Source organism: Neptunomonas antarctica (assembly GCF_001305295.1).
Classification (GTDB): domain Bacteria; phylum Pseudomonadota; class Gammaproteobacteria; order Pseudomonadales; family Balneatricaceae; genus Neptunomonas; species Neptunomonas antarctica.
In genome coordinates, this window is sequence record NZ_LJSI01000023.1 from 103,008 (window position 1) to 121,559 (window position 18,552).

Consider the following 18,552-nt stretch of genomic DNA (forward strand, 5'->3'; position numbering starts at 1 on the left):
TACTATTGTAATGATACTTTGGTTTTAACCGGCTGGGTTTATGTATCGTTTATGTCTCTCTTTTTAGCGATTTTATGGCTGGATGAATTAAGTATTAAGCTCATAAACGAGAAAAGCAGTGTAAGCTTATTATCTATTAGTCTTGGCCTTCTCTTATTCATTGTTGGCCAGTGATGTGCTTGTCGAAGTTACAATTGAATATTTAGAATGTGTGTATAGAGGTAATGTATGAAATTTGTGTTGTCGATTTTTTTGCTGGTTGCTTTAGGGGTGTATTCACTACCTTACGTGATTCGAGATCAGGTAGTTATGTGGCTCAAAGGCCACGGCGCTGAACATGCTTCTTTTGAAAAAGTCGATATACATTGGCTAAGCGGGACTGTTGAACTGCTGCGACTGCAGGCTGATTCTGTCGGCGCGCCTCCTATGCGGGTCGGCCACGTAAAAGTGACATTAGATTACCCTTCGCTATTTGAAAAACGCATTTTAATTAATCAAGTTCTTCTCTCTGATGTCACCAGTGGCATATATCAACAAGGAGATGATCTCTGGCTGGGGCCTGTTAACTTATCCCAGTTTAAGGCGGATACAGAAATCGCCGAGCCTGCTACCCAGGCATCGGAATGGCGAGTCGGTATTGCCAATGTAAGTTTGCAAAACATCACCTGGACGTTGGATATACCGCAGCATAAACAGAAGTTAGTTATTGATAATGCAGGGCTAAGTTCCCTGTATCAGTGGGATGAACAAGCATCAACGCAATTGACCTTGGACGGTGTGTTGAATGGCTCCCGCATAACGCTGAATACCGATGCTGTACCCTTGCCTGAGAATAAAACTTCGACTATCAGGCTAGTGCTCGATCATTTTCCATTACAAAGCATCCTTAAGCCGTGGGTTCCTCAGTTAACAGGAAGTTTAACCACGAATCTTGAAATCATACTGGATCTGACCGGATCATCAGGAATGTTGTCGCATTCTGGTAGCGTGAGTCTTGATGGTTTTGCTTGGCAGGGTGCCCAGATAGCGGTAGCCGACCCGCATCTGGAATGGTCAGGTAAAGGTGACGTTGTGTTGAATGATGGCGCGTTACAGACAGTATCTATTGATGGCAGCCTTCAATCCCGTGATATTAAATTGGAGCAGGGTTCACAGTTGGCGTTGTTAATATCTCAGCTAAACTGGAAAGGCGCGCTGAATCTTGTCTTCAAAGATCAGCAGATCAGTGGTGTTAAAGGGCCGCAAAATTTAACGATTAAAGGGCTGCAGTTACGTCAGTCTGACCCTCTCTCTAACGCCGGCGAATCGAACACAGCCCAATCTGACACACTCCAGTTTAACGCCAGTAAGATAACGCAGAATGGCCCGCTGGATATGCGCTTTGAGGGCGGTTTACCACAGCAGTTGAATACACAGATAAAGCTTAATATCGCTGCGCCTGTACTGAAAAATGCGCAGCTAGATCTGGCTATGGAGCAGCTGTCGCTTACGTCTGCGTTGGCTATTAACTGGCAAGGGAATGAGTTGAGGGGCGTCTCTGCTACGCCGACGATCGTTCTGCAGCAGTTGAAGTTATCGCAAGATGGGCGTCTTGCTGTGGCATTGGGCTCTGCTGAAATGGCGGCCGTGTTGGTTGATATGCCAGTGAGCGAGCCAGCCGTTGAAAAAATAAGTCTTAAGGCGTCTTCGTTGAACGTGGCAATATTAAAAGAGCCATTGCAGTTGCTTGATTTGGGTTCTCTCGGGCTGACTAACGGGTTTTACTCAATGAAAAAAATCAGTGCTGAGCAGCTAACCTTTACGGAATTGAAAACCAATTATAAGCAAGGCCAGCAACCGATGAGCACTATCGGTGAAGTGCAGCTTAAAGGGTTGTTATTAACCGATCTTACCCGTTTAGTGATCAATGATGTTCGTGTAAAAGATACACAAACCTATGTATCAGTGACTAAAAAACAGGGAATAAAAGAAATTGATAGGCTCACGGATGCATTGGCAACACTCGATGTAAACACGCCGCCGGAAAAACCAGCCAAAGCAAAGCCGACAACGACGGGAGCCAGCAAAGAAGCGGCGTTTACCGCACGTTTAGAGCAGTTGATGATGACGGGTAAAAATCTGATCAGCATTGAAGATCATAGCGTTAATCCCGCCTTTAAATCAGTTGTTGATATCAAGGAGCTGAAAGTCGAAAAAATTGATACCGGTAAAGCTGAATTAAGTCCGTTTAATTTGTTGGCTTCTATCAATACCCATGCAAAATTAAGTGCTTCAGGAAAAATAAATTTGCTTGGGGGAGGCAAGAATGGTGAATGGAAGCTTGATCTGAAAAATGCAGAACTGCCTGTGGTGAGTCCTTATGCCGGAAAATATGTCGGCTACTTTCTACAAAGTGGCCAGATGGATTTCAGTAGTAGCGGAACACTTAAGGCTGGCGTGCTGGCAGGAACGAATCGCATCAAATTGAATCGCCTTGAGGTGCAGCCGGCACAAACCCAAGCCACTGATGAATTTAACAATACGCTCAGTATGCCGCTAGGAACTGCGATCTCTGTGCTACAGGACAGTAGCGACAACATTAAGCTGGACCTGCCCGTAGAAGGTTCGTTGGACGATCCGCAGTTTGGCTATCAAAGTATTATTAATAATCTGGCAACCAAAGGTTTGAAAAAAGCGGCGTTTAGTTTCCTGACCAAAGCACTACAGCCTTATGGGGCTCTCATTTCGCTCGCCAGCACTGCCATTGATGCTAATAAATCAGGTGCTTTTATTACGCTGGCACCGGTTAATTTCGACGTGGGCACGAGTACTGTTTCAGCTGATATGAGCGGTTATCTGGGCAAAATAGGTGAGATGATGAAAGCCCGTAAAGGCTTGCGTCTGAATGTCTGTGGTAACGCCGTGAAAGAGGATAGAACGCATCTCTTACCGTTGCTTGATAAAGAAAACCAAGCAAAAGCCAAGCCCTTGCCTCCTGCGGAGCTGGAAGCGCTCATGCTGGAGCGTTTGCAAACACTGGCTTCTGCCCGAGGCGAGCAGGTTACTCGTATGCTGTTGGACAGAGACGTTCCTAAAAACCGTTTGTTTTCCTGCTTCCCGGTTTTAGATCTGACAAATGATCAGTTAAAACCGGGGGTTATTCTGGGACTTTAAACCTTATATTTAGTTGAATCAGGGTTAGCTGTTACTGCTTTTTAGTAAGCGGTAACTGGCCGGTAGCGTTAATGCTTTGCGGGTTAGCAGGCCTGTTAGTGTAAACAGTAGCGTTGCCAGTAAGGGTAGGGTTATCCAGAGTAACAGATGAAATTGGGGATCTAGTTTCAGCAGGCTTTTATAGATGATGAAGAGTAAAGACTCGCTCATAACACATGCCATTACACCGCAACTAAGTCCCATCAGTAGATACTCCAGCAGATCCAATGAGCGTGTCTGGTTGGCTGATGCGCCGAGAGTCCGAAGCAGCGCGACCTCAAAGCGCCGTTGTGCTAAGTCTTGCTGCAATGTCGTAATCACGAGCACTAATCCGCTTAAAAGCGTTAATAAAAGAATCAGCGAAGCACTGTCACTGAGTTTGTTGATCAGATCTTGCGCCTGCAGTAATACTTGCTCTATATCGATTAAGGTTAACGTCGGGAACGCTTGCAGAAGTTCTGCGCTTGCTCCTTTTTGCTGAGTATTGATTTTAAAACTGGTGATATAGGTGGCGGGTAGCTGATCAATCACGCCGGGGGAAAATATAACGTAAAAATTTGGTCGGAACGAGGCCCATTCTACGCCACGGATACTCGTTATTTTACCGCTGAACAGGTCGCTGCCAACGCGAAAGCCAAGCTCATCTCCGAGTGTTAATGACAACTCCTCCGCCATCGATTTCTCGATTGAAATAGCCCGGTCTTCATTGCTCCACTGTCCCTCTATTAAGGTGTTATGGGTGGGTATCTGGTCGCCCCATGTCAGGTTTAGTTCGCGGTTCAGCGCATTGTGCTGGCGTTGTTCTGGTGTGAATGCTGTAGCGATGGCTTGTCCGTTAAGAGACTCTATTCGTCCTCGGATCATCGGGTAGAGCGTTGATGGGATACCTTTATCCGCGAGCCATTGCGTCACGGATTGTTTTTCCCAGGGTTGAATGTTGATAACAAACTGATTCGGCGTGTCGGCGGGTAGTTGTCCTTGCCACTGTGCCAGCATGTCCTGACGGGCAAAGAAAAGTACCGTCATCAATGTTAGCAGTAGCGTTAACACGCCACCTTGCAGTCGGTGCCATTGACGTTGCTGTCTGATCCGTAGAGTGAGCAATGGGAAAAGTCGGATTTTAGTTTTAAGTGATTGATTAAGCGTGTGAATTAGAAACTGTACACACAATCCGGCGACCCAGCCACATAGCAGCAGGCTAATGCTTAACAGCAACGCTAACGTAATCGAATCTACAAATAGCGCGATCAGCAAAAAGACTAATAGAGGCGTGAGCCAGTAAAGGCGTTTATCTGACTTTGCCTGATTTGTATCGTTACGTATCAGTGATAGCACTGAGGTATTACCCAATGGCAGCAGTGTCGCAAGACCCGCTATCATCAGAATAGCACCGGCCAATAATGGACTACTGAGCAGTGATAGCGTGCCGACGGGGGGTAGGGGTTGCGGCAATAATGTACCTAGTTTCCACATGACTACATGGTGTAAGCCCAGCCCTAGCAGGGTGCCCGGAATAGCCGCCAGCAACCAACCGGCCAGCAGCTGTGCGCTGAATAACTGGAAGAGTTGTTTACGTGATAATCCTAAACTCATCAGCAAGGCGGTACGCCTGTGTTGATCGGCACTAAAGCGGCGCAGGCTCAGATAAATAGAGAATGAGCCGAGCAGCAGCGCAAATAACGCGCTGAGTTTCAGATATTGTGCAGCGTTGTCCATCGCATTACGGCTGGTCGGCTGGTCACTTTTGGCGGCATAGAGCCGCTGCCAGCTTTTTAGCAGTGGCCTGAATGCCTGTTCAGTCTCCGTGACTTGCTTTGTTGGTCCGGAAAATAAAACGCGGTATTGAACGCGGCTACCAGGGGCTAAAACGCGGGTAGCTGCCAGGTCTTGACTGCGCATAATGATTTGCGGATTAAAACTGCGAAATCCTGTGCCTCTATCCGGGCTGCTAATAAGTATGCGTTCTATAGTAAAGGTGCTGTAGCCAATCTGTAATGAGTCGCCACGCTTAATTTTCAGGCGCTCCAGCACAGTAGCTTCAGCCCAGACTGTGCCTGCTGAGGGCAGGGCCGCGGATGGTTCTGTGGTCTTTTTATTCTGAGAAGGTGAGGTCTCTCTATTTTGAGCCGGTGAGGTAACGATCTTGCCCTGTAATGGATAAGGCTCATCAACCGCTCGGATAGACGTGAGTAGCAGCTCGTCGCCGGCTTCAACCATGCTGGAAAATTGTGTTACTTGCGTGGTGGTTAAACCGCTCTGCTTAATTCTGGCTGTCCATTCGGGGCTAAGCGGACGGCCGCTATTGAGCACTAAATCAGCACCCATCATCTCGGCACTTCGTGTAACTAAGCTCTTTTGTAAGCGCTCGCCCGTTAGGTTTAGCAATGTAATTAGGCAGGTCATCAAGAATATAGACATCAGCAAAGCGCGGCCATCAGGCCTTCTCCACTGTGTTTTTAATTGCCGTAAGGCCAGCTTAGTCATCATGACAGCAATCCTTCATTCAGGATGCCTTGTTCGAGTCTGAATTGTCGGTCGCAGCGTGCCGCCAGTGCTGAATCGTGGGTGATTAATACCAGCGTGGTGGTTTGTTGTGCGTTAAGCTCAAAAAGCTGTGTAATGATGTTTTCTCCGGTGTCGGCATCTAAATTCCCGGTGGGTTCGTCAGCAAATAAAATGGCGGGTTGTGTTACAAAGGCGCGGGCTATGGCAACACGTTGTTGTTCTCCGCCCGACAGCTGTGCAGGATAATGTGTTTGTCGGCTTGCTAACCCTACTTGCTCCAGAAGTCTGGCGGCGAGTTGTTCTGCTTGTTTGTCACCACGGATATCCAGCGGTAAACGCACATTTTCAAGTGCGGTCAATTCAGGCAGCAAATGAAACGACTGGAAAATAAAACTCAGATGGGCAGCACGCCAGGCGGCTCTGGCGGTGTCGTTTAACTGGTTAAGATCAATCCCTGATAACTTCACTGATCCTGACGATGGCGTGTCTAAACCAGCCAGCAGACTTAATAGCGTAGATTTCCCTGCGCCGGACTGGCCAATAATAGCGACACTCTCTCCTTGTCGGATGGTGAGCGATAAATCATTAAATAAACGGATAATACCTGCTTGAGTTGAAAAGGTTTTTGCGAGATGGTGTGCTTCAATAGCAAAAGAGGTTTGATCAAACATGGCAATTTTCCGTTTATTATTACTACTGTCCGTTATTGTGAGTAGCAGCGTATCTGCCAAAACGGTACTGGTTTTGGGAGATAGCTTATCAGCTGCCTATGGTATTAGTCCTGAGCAGGGCTGGGTAGCATTGCTTGAAACGCGCCTGAAACAAGATTATGCCGATATTAGCGTGATTAATGCCAGTATCAGCGGTGAAACAACCCAAGGCGGTATTACTCGTTTGCCTGCGTTATTAAAGAGACACCAGCCAGACTGGATAGTTCTTGAATTAGCGGCGAATGATGGTCTGCGAGGCATGCCGCTGAATCTGATTGAACGCAACATCACAACGCTTATCGCGATGAGTGAAGGTGCCGATGCAACACCGTTGCTGGTGGGTATCAAATTACCGCCAAACTACGGGGTTACATATACAGAGCGTTTTTATACGCTCTTCGAAATGCTGGCAACTGAACATAAAATCAGTCGGGTTCCGTTCCTGTTAGAGGGTGTTGCACTGCAGGCAGACCTCATGCAATCCGACGGTTTACATCCTAATGCGAAGGCACAGCCTATGTTGTTGGAAAATATATGGGCTTACCTGCAACCGCTGCTGGATGACTAGGTGGTTCGCAATGGTTAGGATAAGTACTTGTTCTCTTTTATATTATCTTTTATTTGAACGCTAGAAAGGTGTGTTATGGATTGGTATTTACAGGTCATCAGGAAATACACGGTGTTTACCGGCCGCGCGGGACGCGAGGAATATTGGTATTTTGTACTGATTAATATTTTGATCAGTATCGCGATGGGTTTTATTGATGGTTTTTTAGGATTAGGGAACGGTTATGGCACCGGGCTTTTAGCAGGGCTTTATTCTTTGTTCGTTTTATTGCCGAGTATAGCGGTGAGCGTGCGTCGTCTGCATGATATCGGTCGCACAGGATGGTGGGTGCTGATTATATTGATTCCTTTGCTGGGTTGGATTGCGTTACTGGTAATGATGGCGTTCCCTGGGCAGCCTGATAATGAATATGGATTAAAGATAAGTAATGCCGATTAATCACTCAGTGAAGTATCTGCTGTTGACCTGCGCGATAGGCATTGTTCAGGGATGCAGCACCATGAATCAATCGGAATGCGTGTATGCCGATTGGCAATTGATCGGTCAGGCCGATGCCTCAAAAGGTGTGCATTCCTCGCTTTTGGATGAATACCGGCGTGATTGTGCAAAGCATGCGGTCGTGCCCGATCGCGAGGCGTATCAGCGTGGATATCAGGAAGGGCTGAAGCAATTTTGTACCCGTGCCAGTGGTTTCTATTTTGGTAAGAATGGCCGTAAGTATCAGGGGATTTGTCCTGTCGCTTTAGAATCCGAATTTTTGGATGGTTATAACCCGGGCTATGAGCTGTTCATGATCAGCGATGTAATGACCACATTGCGGGTAAGCGTCAGCGATGCTGAGCATCAGATACGTAAAATCCGAACACTAATCAGGAAAAAAGAGCAGTGGTTGATTAGTGACGACAGTACTCCTGCGGACCGCAAACGGCTGCTGAGAGAGATCAAAAAACATCATCGGGAAATCTTTTGGTTACAGCAGGATGCAGAAGATTCACGTTTTAAGCTTTTGCAGAAACAGAGTGAATACGATAGTAAATTACACACCCTCACTTATTGATCCCTTGATAGGTCAACACAGGAAAAAGCAATGAAGCTGGCATCATTTATAATCGATAAGCGTTACAGTTTCGGCATCGTGCAAGACGGAATTGTTTATGACCTATCACGGCTGAACCCCGATAGCAGTGATCTGAAAAGCTTTTTGGCGAGTGCGCCTGATATGGATGCCGCTGCAGCGCAATTGGCGGATCTGCCGTCTTATCTGCTGGATGCTGTGCAGCTGCTACCGGTGATTCCTAATCCAGAAAAAATTATCTGTGTCGGGCTTAACTACGAAAGCCATCGCATAGAAACCGGCATGCCAGAGATGAAGCATCCTGTATTGTTTACCCGCTTTGCATCAACACAGGTAGCGCATGGCGAACCTGTTGTGCGGCCTAATGTATCTGAAAAATTGGATTTTGAAGGCGAATTGGCGGTAATTATCGGGCAGGGTGGCCGGCATATAAGACGTGATGATGCTTATCAGCATGTCGCCGGTTATGCCTGTTATAACGATGCCAGTATTCGAGACTGGCAGATGCATACCGGACAGTTTACTCCGGGCAAGAACTTTGATAATAGCGGCGCTTTTGGCCCGTGGATGGTAACACCTGATGAAATGACTGATCTTGAATCCCATACGGTGACAACACGTCTGAATGGCGAGCAAGTTCAGCATGCTCCTTTCTCTGATTTGATTTTTGATATACCGGCGTTAATCGAATATATATCGACTTTTTGCACGCTGGTGGCAGGTGATGTCATCGTTACCGGCACTCCGGGCGGCGTGGGCGTTAAACGTAAGCCACGGCTCTATATGAAGCCTGGTGACGTGATTGAAGTCGAAATTACTGGGGTCGGGGTGTTGCGGAACCCGGTGGTTCAGGAGCAGTAATTAGTTCAGGAATGATTGTTGCGGTTATTATAAAAGCTGATAAAACCTCATAAAAAAGGCCATTGAATCTGCATTCAATGGCCTTTTGCAGCTATCTAGCCGCTGCTTTTATTGCGTTAAAACTTATACAGCAAAGTTTTCGTTAGCGAAGTCCCAGTTTACCAAAGCCCAGTAGCCTTTCAGGTAATCAGGACGTACGTTACGGTAATCGATGTAGTAAGCGTGTTCCCACAGGTCGCATGTCAAAACAGCGCGTTGGCTATTTGTCATTGGCGTGCCTGCGTTGCTGGTGTTAACGATTTCCAGAGAGAAGTCATCGTTTTTAACTAACCACGTCCAGCTAGAACCGAAGTTGTTAACTGCTTTGTCGTTGAACGCTTCCTGGAATGCCGCGAAAGAACCCCATTTAGCCTTGATCGCATCAGCGATTGGGCCAGTAGGCTCGCCACCACCGTTTGGAGACAGGCTGTTCCAGTAAAAAGTGTGGTTCCAGATCTGAGCAGCGTTGTTGAAAACGCCGCCAGCAGGTGCAGACAGGATAATCTCTTCCAGAGATTTACCTTCAAATTCAGTACCAGGAACCAAACCGTTCAGTTTAGTAACGTAAGTGTTGTGGTGCTTGCCGTGGTGGAAGTCCAGCGTTTCAGCAGAAATGTGTGGTTCCAGGGCATCCTTTGCAAAAGGCAGTGCAGGTAGTTCAAAGCTCATATCGATTCACCTTCTTGTCGGCACGTTCAGCATAACTGTTGTTATGGACATCTTTTGTTATATGGACATAGGCCAGATGGCCTACGACTTATTAGTGCATTAGATGATATCACCCTTGGATTGTCTTTTCATGACACAATTTGTGTGGGAATAGGTGGGCTTACGACTAAAGTTGGCTGCAATTTAGCGGGTCTCACCCTAAAATAACGGGCCTTCAGTTTCGCTGAAGCTCCATTAACGAAAATAAGAACAGATAATTTATTATGGCTAAAGTGTTTCTTTGGATCTCAGCAGTGATGTTGGCGATCTTTGTAATCAAAACTCAGTATTTGACGTCAAAAACATACGAGCCATTCATTGCCGGCTGTGTCGCATCGGGCAATGCGACACCGGAGCAATGCACGTGTTTGTCTGATTACGTACATAAGCGTTACAGCGATAATGAAGTGCAGGCGGTTATGGATAACCGGCTGGGTGATGCTCTCTCACAAAGAAAGGTTGAGCAGGATATTCTCCGCGGATCACAGCTTTGCGCTAACGAACAGTAATCACGCCGCTGGCTAGTGTGGCAAAGCACAGGAAAGTCGCTCCTCTATTGAGATACAGGAAGCGACTCTCTTTTTTACTTTCTTAGCCCAGACTTTTGTTCAAGCATTTTTACAAGAGTCTCGTTCAAACTTCTTTTTCCAGAAAGCTGCGTGTCATATATAACGCAGCGATAGCACGGCCTTCTGTAAAGTCTGGGAGTGCTACCAACTCATCAATCCGTGACATTGGCCAGCGAGTGACTTCCATTGGTTCTGGTTCGTCGCCTTCCAGTTTGCAGGGATAAAGGTCACGGGCAATAATAGCCTTGATGCGGTGACCCATGTAGTTGGGTGCGGAAGTCATCTCTTTCAGAAAATCAAGACGCCTGGCGCCAAAACCTGCTTCTTCTTTGAGCTCGCGGTCGGCAGCGATTTCGGGTGTTTCGCCAGGGTCGATCAGCCCCTTGGGTAATGTCAGCGTATAATCGTCTATTCCACCGGCGTATTCACGAATCAGGATGACATTATCTTCTGCATCAACGGCGATGATCATTACCGCGCCATTACCACGCGTTGCTAAGCGCTCATATGTCCGTTCGACCCCGTTACTGAATCTTAATTGCAACTCTTCAACGGCGAAAAGACGACTGCTGGCGGTTTGAGTAACCTTCAAAATTTCGGGTTTCACGGGCATACTGTTAACCATTCTGTTTGGATTAATAAAAAAGGCATTGACGTGATTGTACCTGCTACGCTTGATTGGTCCAGTATTGATACTGTTTTGTTAGATATGGATGGCACATTACTGGATCTGCATTTTGATTCTTACTTTTGGCTGGAGCATCTGCCGGTTCGATACGCGGATATTCACCAGATGGATGCGAAGGCAGCACGGGAGTGGTTGCATCAGCGCATTATGCAGGAGCAGGGGACGTTAAATTGGTATTGTTTAGACTATTGGTCGCGTGAGCTGAATGTTGATATCGTCGCCTTAAAAGCAGAAGTAGCTGATCGCATTGCTTTCAGGCCCCATGTTCAGGGCTTTCTTCAGCAAGTAAGAGAGGCCGGACTGCGGTCAGTGATCGTGACCAACGCGCATAGAGGAAGCCTGTCTTTGAAGTTGGCGAGGACAGATCTGGCGGATCGGGTTGACGCTATTGTTTGTTCTCATGATTTTGGTGTGCCGAAAGAAGAGCAGATTTTCTGGTCAACACTGCAAGAAGTTGAACCTTTTAACCCTCAACGAACTCTGTTGATAGATGATAGTTTGGCAGTGCTCGCGTCGGCGAAACAGTATGGTATCCGCTATTTGTTAGCGATTAGGCAGCCTGACAGCCAGAGCCCAATCAGAGATATTAACGAATTTGGGGCAGTGGATCAGTTTAATGAGCTTGTGCCCAGAGGTTTAAAAGATGTCTGAATCGACAAAAACACGTCTGGATAAGTGGTTATGGGCAGCGCGTTTTTATAAAACCCGTGCTGTTGCAAAGCAGATGGTTGAAGGTGGCAAGGTGCATTACGAAGGGCAGCGGGCAAAGTGCAGCAAAGTAGTTGAACTGGGCGCTACGTTGCAAATTCGACAGGGCTTTGAACAGCGTGTGGTGATCGTTAAAGCGTTATCTGAACAGCGACAGGGTGCGGCTCAGGCCCAGTTGTTGTATGAAGAAACGGCAGATAGTGTGGAGCGTCGGGAAAAAGAAGCGCTGCAACGAAAAGCTCAGAAAGGGGTGGAGTTAAGCCCCGGGCATAAGCCTGACAAACGCAGTCGCCGTCAGTTAATGAATGTAAAAGAACTGCAGCGAGGGTGAGTGTACGCGTGTGTAGTAAAGGCGGTGATACCGTAACCCATGAACGTTTGTTGTAAATGATTTATGGTAAAGTTTGTCGTAAACGCTTGTGGTAAAATACCGCGCAATGATTTCGTTATCATCTCTATTTTTAAGTGAGAAACTGGCTATATGAGTAACCCTGATCAAATCCAGCGTATTTTATTTGATAATCTTGATATCCGGGGAGTGTTGGTTGGGTTGGAAAAGACCTATCAGGATATCCTGGATCTGCATCAATATCCGCCCGCTATTCGCAATGCGTTGGGTGAAATGCTCGCCGCCGCCGTACTCATGAGTACCACTTTGAAGTTTGATGGGCGTCTGTTATTACAGGCTCAGGGTAGTGGTAATGTGAGTGCATTGATGGCAGAAGTTAATAATAAGCAGGAATGTCGTGGTATCGCCCGATATGAAGGCGACATTGATGACGATGCCAGTATTATTGATTTAATTGGTGACGGGCACTTAGTGATTACTATCGAACCGGAAGTCGGACAGCGTTATCAGGGTATTGTACCTTTAGAAAAAGAGACACTGGCCGGTTGTCTGACAGATTATTTTTTGAGATCCGAACAGTTGTCTACGCAGATACATTTGGTTGCTGATGAACATCGCGCTGCCGGCTTCCTGTTGCAGGTGATGCCCGCCGCAGGTACTGCCGAAAACGATTGGGAGCACATCGCGACAATCGGTTCGACGCTGAGCGGGGGCGAGTTATTGACGCTGGATAATGATGCATTACTCTTTCGTCTATTTCATCAGGAGGAATGTCGTCTTTATGATCCTGACCCTGTGATCTTTAAATGCGATTGCTCGCGTGAACGTAGCGCTAATACGCTCCAGTTCATGACCCAGGATGAACTTCTTGAATTGATTGAAAAACAAGGAGTTATTGATGTTGGTTGCCAGTTTTGTCATGCCAATTATCAGTTTGATGAAACCGATATTCGTGCCATGTTCTCTGATTCGGCACATGTGACTCAATCGGATCAGCTGCATTGAGCCTATAATAATTGGTGATGAAGCGTGCGTGTAGTGTTTTGCGCATGGCATAAATCACAACTTTTTGTAATAATATGCGTCCCCAAATAATTACTCATTGTCGCTTATACGCAGAATAAAGGGGCTTTTTGCTTTTTAGGTAACGTTTTTTGGCGCTGAGCCAAGGGAATCCAGTAATGACCAAAGAAACTGAGAATACCGTACACTTTAATCTGAGCCGTGCTGAGCTCGTTGAGCAGGCCGTTCGTCGTGGTGAAGGTACGTTGGCAGATAGCGGCGCTCTGGTCGTCACTACAGGGACGCGCACAGGCCGCTCTCCGATGGATCGTTTCATCGTAGAAGAGCCGAGTACAGCTGATGCAATTGAATGGGGTGGTGTAAATCGTCCATTCAATGCAGACAAATTTGATGCATTATGGAATCGTGTAGAAGAGTACCTGACAAGTAAAGAGCACTTTGTTGCTAATGTTCATGTGGGCTCGGATCCTAATCAGTACTTGCCGGTAAAAATGTCCACAGAGACCGCCTGGCAGAACCTTTTTGGTCAGAATCTGTTTATCCATCCGCACGCGTACAATCCTAAAGCAAAAGAAGAGTGGCAGATTATTAATGCCGTTGATTTTGAATGCGTCCCTGAACGCGACGGTACTAACAGTGAAGGCTGTGTCATTCTTAACTTTGCAAAACGTAAAGTCCTGTTGGCAGGTATGCGTTATGCCGGTGAGATGAAAAAAGCGATGTTTTCTGTACAGAACTTTTTACTGCCGGAAAAAGATGTTTTACCTATGCATTGCTCTGCAAACATCGATGAAGAGGGCAATACGACGTTGTTTTTCGGTTTGTCCGGTACCGGTAAAACTACCTTGTCTGCTGACCCTACCTGTTATCTGATTGGCGATGATGAACACGGCTGGGGAAAAGGTGTTGTTTTTAATCTGGAAGGTGGTTGTTATGCGAAAACCATTAACCTGAGCAAGAAAAACGAGCCTATCATTTGGGATGCTATTCGTTTTGGCGCTATTGTTGAAAACGTTACTCTGGATGAAAACCGTACAGCTGACTATGATGATACGTCGTTAACTGAAAATGGCCGTTGCGCTTACCCGCTTGAACATGTTGAAAAACGTTCAGAAACTAATATGGGTGGCGAGCCTAAGGCTGCGATTTTCCTGACGTGCGATCTTACAGGCGTATTGCCTCCGGTTTCTATCCTGAGCAAAGAAGCCGCTGCCTATCACTTCTTGTCGGGCTATACGGCGCTTGTCGGTTCAACAGAAATGGGTTCGGGTGAGGGTATTAAGTCTACTTTCTCGACATGCTTCGGTGCACCGTTTTTCCCGCGTCCTGCACGCGTGTACGCTGAGTTGCTGATAAAGCGTGTAGAAGAGTTCGGTTCACAAGTCTATCTGGTTAATACGGGTTGGACGGGTGGTTCTTACGGTACAGGCAAACGTTTCAGTATTCCTACCACACGTGCCGTGATTGCCGCCATCCAGAGTGGGGCGTTGAAAGATGTTGAGACTCAGCAGTTGCCTGGCATCAATTTAACCGTTCCTACGTCAGTGCCTGGTGTTGATTCAGTGTTATTGAATCCTCGCGATACATGGGCTGATAAAGATGCGTACGATGCAGCTGCGCGTACTTTGATTTCTCAGTTTGTTAATAACTTTACTAAGTTTGAAGGTGTTTCTGCTGATATTATTGAAGCAGGTCCACATCTTTAATCGATTATTGTATTAACATAGAGTACTAAAAAATCGTTAAAAAATGCCCCGGCTTTTTTGAAAAAGCCGGGGCATTTTTATTGGCGTTATGAGCACATAAAATCGTGTTAGTTAATGCTTAGTTTTATATCCGCATTTTTCAAATATTCTATTTCTTGCTCAAGATCAGCCTGCGTTAATGGGTAGTTTGTAAGGACGCCTTCTTCAAAACAGAGTTCGAGTTTTTTCCCCTCTGCTTTTAAAGTAAAAGCGGGTAGGTCTGTACTGCTGCGGCTGCGGTGAAAAATCACGGAGAGTCTTAATAGTACGCAGAGCCGTTTATAGGCTTCTTTACTGCTTTCAGGTAGTTGTTTGTATTCTTCTTTAGGAAACTTACGACGGTTGCCACGTGCAAGAAAGGCTAGCAGTAACTGTTCTGGATTTGTGAAGCCGGCAAGATCAGAATGTTGCAGTAAGTAGGCGCTGTGTTTATGAAACTGGTTGTGTGCAATCGTTAAACCTATTTCATGCGTGCGAGCGGCCCAGCTTAACATTTCATGATAATCCGGATGCTTCAGCCCCCAGGTATGCTTCACTTGATCAAGCGCGGATAGCGCGGTCTGCTCAATACGTTGAGCGTGCGCTTCATTAACATGATAACGTTGGATTAATGCTGAAATAGAGCGCTCACGAACATCTTCGTGGCGTAAGCGGCCTGCCATGTCATACAGTAATCCTTCACGTAGTGCGCCTTCTGAGAAAGTCATCTCAGTAATATTAAGTGAGTTAAAAAGCGCTGTTAATATTGCCAAACCTGCAGGCAGAATAGCGGCTCTTTCCTGTTTTACACCTGCTATGTCTACCTCAGAAAGGTTGTTAAAACTCAGTACTTTCTCTTTTAGTTGGTGTAATGCGTCCCGGGTAATGTTTTCTTCGCTAAAGCCGCTGGCTATGCAGGCGTTTTTGATCGCTTTAATGGTACCCGAAGATCCAACGCTACTTGTCCAACCTAGTTTTTTGTAAGTTTCACGGATAGACAGTAATTCGCGCATCGCTGCATATTCGGCTTGGCGGAAGTTCTTTTCACTAATAATGCCGTCGACAAAGAAAAGCTGTGTATACGAGACGCAGCCCATATGCAGGCTTTCTAATTCGATTGGTTCGAAATGTTCACCGATAATGCATTCGGTACTACCGCCGCCGATATCTATGACTAATCTGGCACCCTGGGTATTAGCCAGCGTGTGGGATACGCCGAGATAAATCAGGCGGGCTTCTTCGCGTCCGGCAATAATCTCAATAGGCACGCCGAGAATTTTTTCAGCTCGCTCTGTAAATACGCGTCGATTAACAGCTTCGCGAAGTGCGTTGGTAGCCACGATCTTAACAGCGTCAGGAGGGTAGTCGTTCAGTGGTTGAGCAAAGCGGCTTAAGCAGGTAAGTCCTCGTTCCATCGCTTCTGAAGACAGTCGCTTGTCTGGGCCAATGCCCGCAGCGAGTTGGACTTTTTCTGACATCATATCAACGGTAGAGAGTTCTCCCTGGGAAAGCCTGGCCACTACCATGTGGAAGCTGTTTGATCCAAGATCAATAGCGGCGAGTAACGAGTCTTCACGTGTAGGATCAGCAGGGTATTCTGGATTTAGCATCGAGCCATCTTCTATTTAGCTGCAGAAAAGTTTTAAGGGTAGCAGAAGAAGATGACAGAATCAGTGATTTACAGCATTGCTTGAAGAGAGTTCACATTTTTCTCTCGCTGATGGTATCATTAATTTTTGTTTTTAGAGCACGCGGCGTTTCTGGTGCGTTTGGAGAGGTTAAATGAGCGAAAATATCGTTAATGTTACTGATGCATCTTTTGATGAAGATGTAGTAAAAGCAGAAGGCGCGGTGCTGGTCGATTATTGGGCTGAATGGTGTGGTCCTTGCAAAATGATTGCCCCCGTTCTGGAAGAGATCGCCAAAGAATACGAAGGCCGTCTCAAAATTTGTAAATTAAACATTGATGAAAATAGCGAGACCCCTCCTAAATTTGGTATTCGCGGTATTCCAACCTTGATGCTATTTAAAGGTGGTAATGTTGAAGCGACCAAAGTAGGTGCTTTATCAAAATCTCAGCTCTCCGCTTTTATCGATGCAAATTTGTAAGCTAGCCGTCTGTCGGATTTGATGGGTCGTAGCGAGGGAAAGATCGATTTTAGACAGTTTTTGAACTATTTAGAGGCGAATAGTGGTTTTATTCAACGAGAAATGGGACCAGAAATTGCCAAAATTGGCTTCTCCGCACGACTGCATGGATGCAGGAGGTAGCGCAGCGCAGGAGCAGTTGCTGAGTAATCAGCATTAAGTCCGACAGTCTGCCAGACAAAAACGGGGAAGAAATTGTCGTTTTAGGCATTATCTTTTCCGTTTTACTAGACACTCGCTGTACAACCTTCTATATTTGTTCTGTCTGGCGCTTATAATCAGTTTTTAAGCGTTTCAGTTCGTAGTATTTATTCTTTGTACTTATCCCCTTTTTGATTTTTCATCCTACTCAGCCACTCACCTCAAAATATATGAATCTTACCGAATTAAAAACTAAAAGCGTTCCTGATCTTCTCGATATCGCACAGGAAATGGGCCTCGACAATCTTGCCCGCTCTCGTAAACAAGATGTCATTTTTGCCATTCTGAAAAAACATTCTAAGAGCGGCGAAGATATTCATGGTGATGGTGTGCTGGAAATTCTCCAGGACGGCTTCGGTTTCTTACGCTCTGCTGACTGCTCATATCTGGCTGGACCCGATGATATTTATGTTTCGCCTAGTCAGATCAGACGTTTTAATTTACGTACCGGCGATACTATTTCCGGTAAAATTCGCCCTCCTAAAGACAGCGAGCGTTATTTTGCGCTTCTCAAAGTTAATGAAATTAACTTTGATCGTCCGGAAAATGCGAAAAATAAAATTCTGTTTGAAAACCTAACACCTTTATTTGCGCAAAAGCGTTTGCGTATGGAGCTGGGTAACGGCAGTACAGAAGACATTACTGCGCGCATTCTCGATTTAGTTAGCCCGATGGGTAAAGGTCAGCGTGCTCTGATCGTATCGCCGCCAAAAGCGGGTAAGACCTTAATGCTGCAGAATATTGCAAACAGCATTACGCGTAACAACCCTGAGTGTCATTTGATCGTTCTGTTGATTGATGAACGCCCAGAGGAAGTAACTGAAATGCAGCGTACCGTGCGCGGCGAAGTGGTTGCTTCTACTTTTGATGAGCCACCAGCACGTCACGTGCAGGTCGCTGAGATGGTTATCGAGAAGGCTAAGCGTCTGACTGAGCACAAGAAGGATGTTGTCATTCTGCTTGACTCTATTACGCGTTTGGCTCGTGCTTACAACACAGTGATTCCTTCTTCTGGTAAAGTCTTAACTGGTGGTGTGGATGCACATGCACTGGAACGTCCTAAGCGTTTCTTTGGTGCTGCCCGTAACATCGAAGAAGGTGGCAGTTTAACGATTATTGCAACGGCTCTGGTCGATACTGGTTCGAAGATGGATGAAGTTATCTTTGAAGAGTTTAAAGGTACAGGTAACTCTGAAGTGCATCTGGACCGTAAAACTGCAGAGAAGCGTATCTATCCTGCCATTAACATCCGTCGTTCAGGTACGCGTCGTGAAGACTTGCTGACCTCTGAAGATGAATTGCAACGTATGTGGATCTTACGTAAGTTGCTGGATTCAATGGATGATTCGTCGGCCACTGAGTTTGTCATTGATAAACTGAAAGACTTTAAGACCAATGATGAATTCTTCCAGTCGATGCGTCGTAAATAAATTTACGAACCATTTATAGAGTCATTAAAAGGGTGAGCTTGTGCTTGCCCTTTT

General features: G+C 46.2%; 17 protein-coding genes. 12 read left to right on the plus strand and 5 right to left on the minus strand.

Features of this window, described 5'->3' with window-relative positions; all coding sequences use genetic code 11:
* Positions 1-228: 228 nt before the first annotated feature.
* Complete coding sequence (locus Nant_RS04565; RefSeq protein ID WP_054340462.1) at positions 229-3,153, plus strand: DUF748 domain-containing protein; 2,925 nt, start codon at positions 229-231, stop codon at positions 3,151-3,153.
* A 24-nt stretch (positions 3,154-3,177) separates the two neighbouring features.
* On the opposite strand, the gene Nant_RS04570 is transcribed toward Nant_RS04565, so the two are convergent.
* Positions 3,178-5,679, minus strand: a complete 2,502-nt coding sequence (locus tag Nant_RS04570; RefSeq protein WP_054340463.1) for an ABC transporter permease — start codon at positions 5,677-5,679, stop codon at positions 3,178-3,180.
* Positions 5,676-6,368: an ABC transporter ATP-binding protein gene (locus Nant_RS04575; protein WP_054340464.1), complete on the minus strand. Its 693-nt coding sequence runs from the start codon at positions 6,366-6,368 to the stop codon at positions 5,676-5,678. Before Nant_RS04575 ends, Nant_RS04570 begins: the two co-directional genes overlap by 4 nt.
* On the opposite strand from Nant_RS04575, the gene Nant_RS04580 reads away from it, so the two are divergent.
* The 4 genes from Nant_RS04580 to Nant_RS04595 all read left to right on the plus strand — a co-directional run bounded on the left by Nant_RS04580 (position 6,367) and on the right by Nant_RS04595 (position 8,911).
* A complete protein-coding gene (locus tag Nant_RS04580) occupies positions 6,367-6,975 on the plus strand; it encodes an arylesterase (RefSeq protein ID WP_054340465.1) in 609 nt (202 codons plus the stop codon). The genes Nant_RS04575 and Nant_RS04580 overlap by 2 nt on opposite strands.
* 75 nt (positions 6,976-7,050) lie before the next feature.
* Positions 7,051-7,413: a DUF805 domain-containing protein gene (locus Nant_RS04585; RefSeq protein WP_054340466.1), complete on the plus strand. Its 363-nt coding sequence runs from the start codon at positions 7,051-7,053 to the stop codon at positions 7,411-7,413.
* Positions 7,403-8,032, plus strand: a complete 630-nt coding sequence (locus Nant_RS04590; protein WP_054340467.1) for a DUF2799 domain-containing protein — start codon at positions 7,403-7,405, stop codon at positions 8,030-8,032. The genes Nant_RS04585 and Nant_RS04590 overlap by 11 nt, the downstream gene beginning before the upstream one ends.
* Positions 8,033-8,062: 30 nt before the next feature.
* Positions 8,063-8,911, plus strand: coding sequence for a fumarylacetoacetate hydrolase family protein (locus Nant_RS04595; RefSeq protein ID WP_054340468.1), 849 nt, complete (start codon positions 8,063-8,065; stop codon positions 8,909-8,911).
* 123 nt (positions 8,912-9,034) lie between these two features.
* Here the strand turns inward: Nant_RS04595 and Nant_RS04600 are convergent, their stop codons facing one another.
* Complete coding sequence (locus Nant_RS04600) at positions 9,035-9,619, minus strand: superoxide dismutase (RefSeq protein WP_054340469.1); 585 nt, start codon at positions 9,617-9,619, stop codon at positions 9,035-9,037.
* A gap of 263 nt (positions 9,620-9,882) precedes the next feature.
* On the opposite strand from Nant_RS04600, the gene Nant_RS04605 reads away from it, so the two are divergent.
* On the plus strand, positions 9,883-10,167 hold the full coding sequence (locus tag Nant_RS04605) for a hypothetical protein (protein ID WP_054340470.1): 285 nt from the start codon (positions 9,883-9,885) through the stop codon (positions 10,165-10,167).
* A gap of 124 nt (positions 10,168-10,291) precedes the next feature.
* On the opposite strand, the gene nudE is transcribed toward Nant_RS04605, so the two are convergent.
* The gene (gene nudE / locus Nant_RS04610; RefSeq protein ID WP_054340471.1) at positions 10,292-10,840 is read right to left on the minus strand and encodes an ADP compounds hydrolase NudE; all 549 of its coding nucleotides are present in this window, start codon (positions 10,838-10,840) and stop codon (positions 10,292-10,294) included.
* 96 nt (positions 10,841-10,936) lie between these two features.
* Between nudE and yrfG the strand changes: the two genes are divergently transcribed.
* From yrfG to Nant_RS04630, 4 genes are all read left to right on the plus strand, one after another.
* Positions 10,937-11,566, plus strand: a complete 630-nt coding sequence (gene yrfG / locus Nant_RS04615) for a GMP/IMP nucleotidase (protein ID WP_054340518.1) — start codon at positions 10,937-10,939, stop codon at positions 11,564-11,566.
* Positions 11,559-11,954: a ribosome-associated heat shock protein Hsp15 gene (gene hslR / locus Nant_RS04620; RefSeq protein WP_054340472.1), complete on the plus strand. Its 396-nt coding sequence runs from the start codon at positions 11,559-11,561 to the stop codon at positions 11,952-11,954. Before yrfG ends, hslR begins: the two co-directional genes overlap by 8 nt.
* 150 nt (positions 11,955-12,104) lie before the next feature.
* A complete protein-coding gene (gene hslO / locus Nant_RS04625; RefSeq protein WP_054340473.1) occupies positions 12,105-12,977 on the plus strand; it encodes an Hsp33 family molecular chaperone HslO in 873 nt (290 codons plus the stop codon).
* 176 nt (positions 12,978-13,153) lie between these two features.
* Positions 13,154-14,701 carry a phosphoenolpyruvate carboxykinase gene (locus Nant_RS04630; protein WP_054340474.1) on the plus strand — a complete coding sequence of 516 codons (1,548 nt, stop codon included), beginning with the start codon at positions 13,154-13,156 and terminating at the stop codon, positions 14,699-14,701.
* A 107-nt stretch (positions 14,702-14,808) separates the two neighbouring features.
* Here the strand turns inward: Nant_RS04630 and ppx are convergent, their stop codons facing one another.
* Entirely contained in the window at positions 14,809-16,329 is a 1,521-nt protein-coding gene (gene ppx / locus Nant_RS04635) for an exopolyphosphatase (protein ID WP_054340475.1), read from the minus strand.
* 172 nt (positions 16,330-16,501) lie between these two features.
* Here ppx and trxA point away from each other — a divergent pair, with 172 nt between their 5' ends.
* Together trxA and rho are read left to right on the plus strand one after the other, a co-directional pair.
* On the plus strand, positions 16,502-16,828 hold the full coding sequence (gene trxA / locus Nant_RS04640) for a thioredoxin TrxA (RefSeq protein ID WP_054340476.1): 327 nt from the start codon (positions 16,502-16,504) through the stop codon (positions 16,826-16,828).
* A 410-nt stretch (positions 16,829-17,238) separates the two neighbouring features.
* Entirely contained in the window at positions 17,239-18,498 is a 1,260-nt protein-coding gene (rho, locus tag Nant_RS04645; protein WP_054340477.1) for a transcription termination factor Rho, read from the plus strand.
* Positions 18,499-18,552 lie beyond the last annotated feature (54 nt).

What these genes read in the sequence shown, in the direction of transcription:
- Nant_RS04565 (WP_054340462.1), top strand. Translation starts at nt 229, where the DNA reads ATGAAATTTGTGTTGTCGATTTTTTTGCTGGTTGCTTTAGGGGTGTAT.
- Nant_RS04570 (WP_054340463.1), bottom strand. Translation starts at nt 5,679, where the DNA reads ATGATGACTAAGCTGGCCTTACGGCAATTAAAAACACAGTGGAGAAGG.
- Nant_RS04580 (WP_054340465.1), top strand. Translation starts at nt 6,367, where the DNA reads ATGGCAATTTTCCGTTTATTATTACTACTGTCCGTTATTGTGAGTAGC.
- Nant_RS04575 (WP_054340464.1), bottom strand. Translation starts at nt 6,368, where the DNA reads ATGTTTGATCAAACCTCTTTTGCTATTGAAGCACACCATCTCGCAAAA.
- Nant_RS04585 (WP_054340466.1), top strand. Translation starts at nt 7,051, where the DNA reads ATGGATTGGTATTTACAGGTCATCAGGAAATACACGGTGTTTACCGGC.
- Nant_RS04590 (WP_054340467.1), top strand. Translation starts at nt 7,403, where the DNA reads ATGCCGATTAATCACTCAGTGAAGTATCTGCTGTTGACCTGCGCGATA.
- Nant_RS04595 (WP_054340468.1), top strand. Translation starts at nt 8,063, where the DNA reads ATGAAGCTGGCATCATTTATAATCGATAAGCGTTACAGTTTCGGCATC.
- Nant_RS04600 (WP_054340469.1), bottom strand. Translation starts at nt 9,619, where the DNA reads ATGAGCTTTGAACTACCTGCACTGCCTTTTGCAAAGGATGCCCTGGAA.
- Nant_RS04605 (WP_054340470.1), top strand. Translation starts at nt 9,883, where the DNA reads ATGGCTAAAGTGTTTCTTTGGATCTCAGCAGTGATGTTGGCGATCTTT.
- nudE (WP_054340471.1), bottom strand. Translation starts at nt 10,840, where the DNA reads ATGCCCGTGAAACCCGAAATTTTGAAGGTTACTCAAACCGCCAGCAGT.
- yrfG (WP_054340518.1), top strand. Translation starts at nt 10,937, where the DNA reads ATGGATGGCACATTACTGGATCTGCATTTTGATTCTTACTTTTGGCTG.
- hslR (WP_054340472.1), top strand. Translation starts at nt 11,559, where the DNA reads ATGTCTGAATCGACAAAAACACGTCTGGATAAGTGGTTATGGGCAGCG.
- hslO (WP_054340473.1), top strand. Translation starts at nt 12,105, where the DNA reads ATGAGTAACCCTGATCAAATCCAGCGTATTTTATTTGATAATCTTGAT.
- Nant_RS04630 (WP_054340474.1), top strand. Translation starts at nt 13,154, where the DNA reads ATGACCAAAGAAACTGAGAATACCGTACACTTTAATCTGAGCCGTGCT.
- ppx (WP_054340475.1), bottom strand. Translation starts at nt 16,329, where the DNA reads ATGCTAAATCCAGAATACCCTGCTGATCCTACACGTGAAGACTCGTTA.
- trxA (WP_054340476.1), top strand. Translation starts at nt 16,502, where the DNA reads ATGAGCGAAAATATCGTTAATGTTACTGATGCATCTTTTGATGAAGAT.
- rho (WP_054340477.1), top strand. Translation starts at nt 17,239, where the DNA reads ATGAATCTTACCGAATTAAAAACTAAAAGCGTTCCTGATCTTCTCGAT.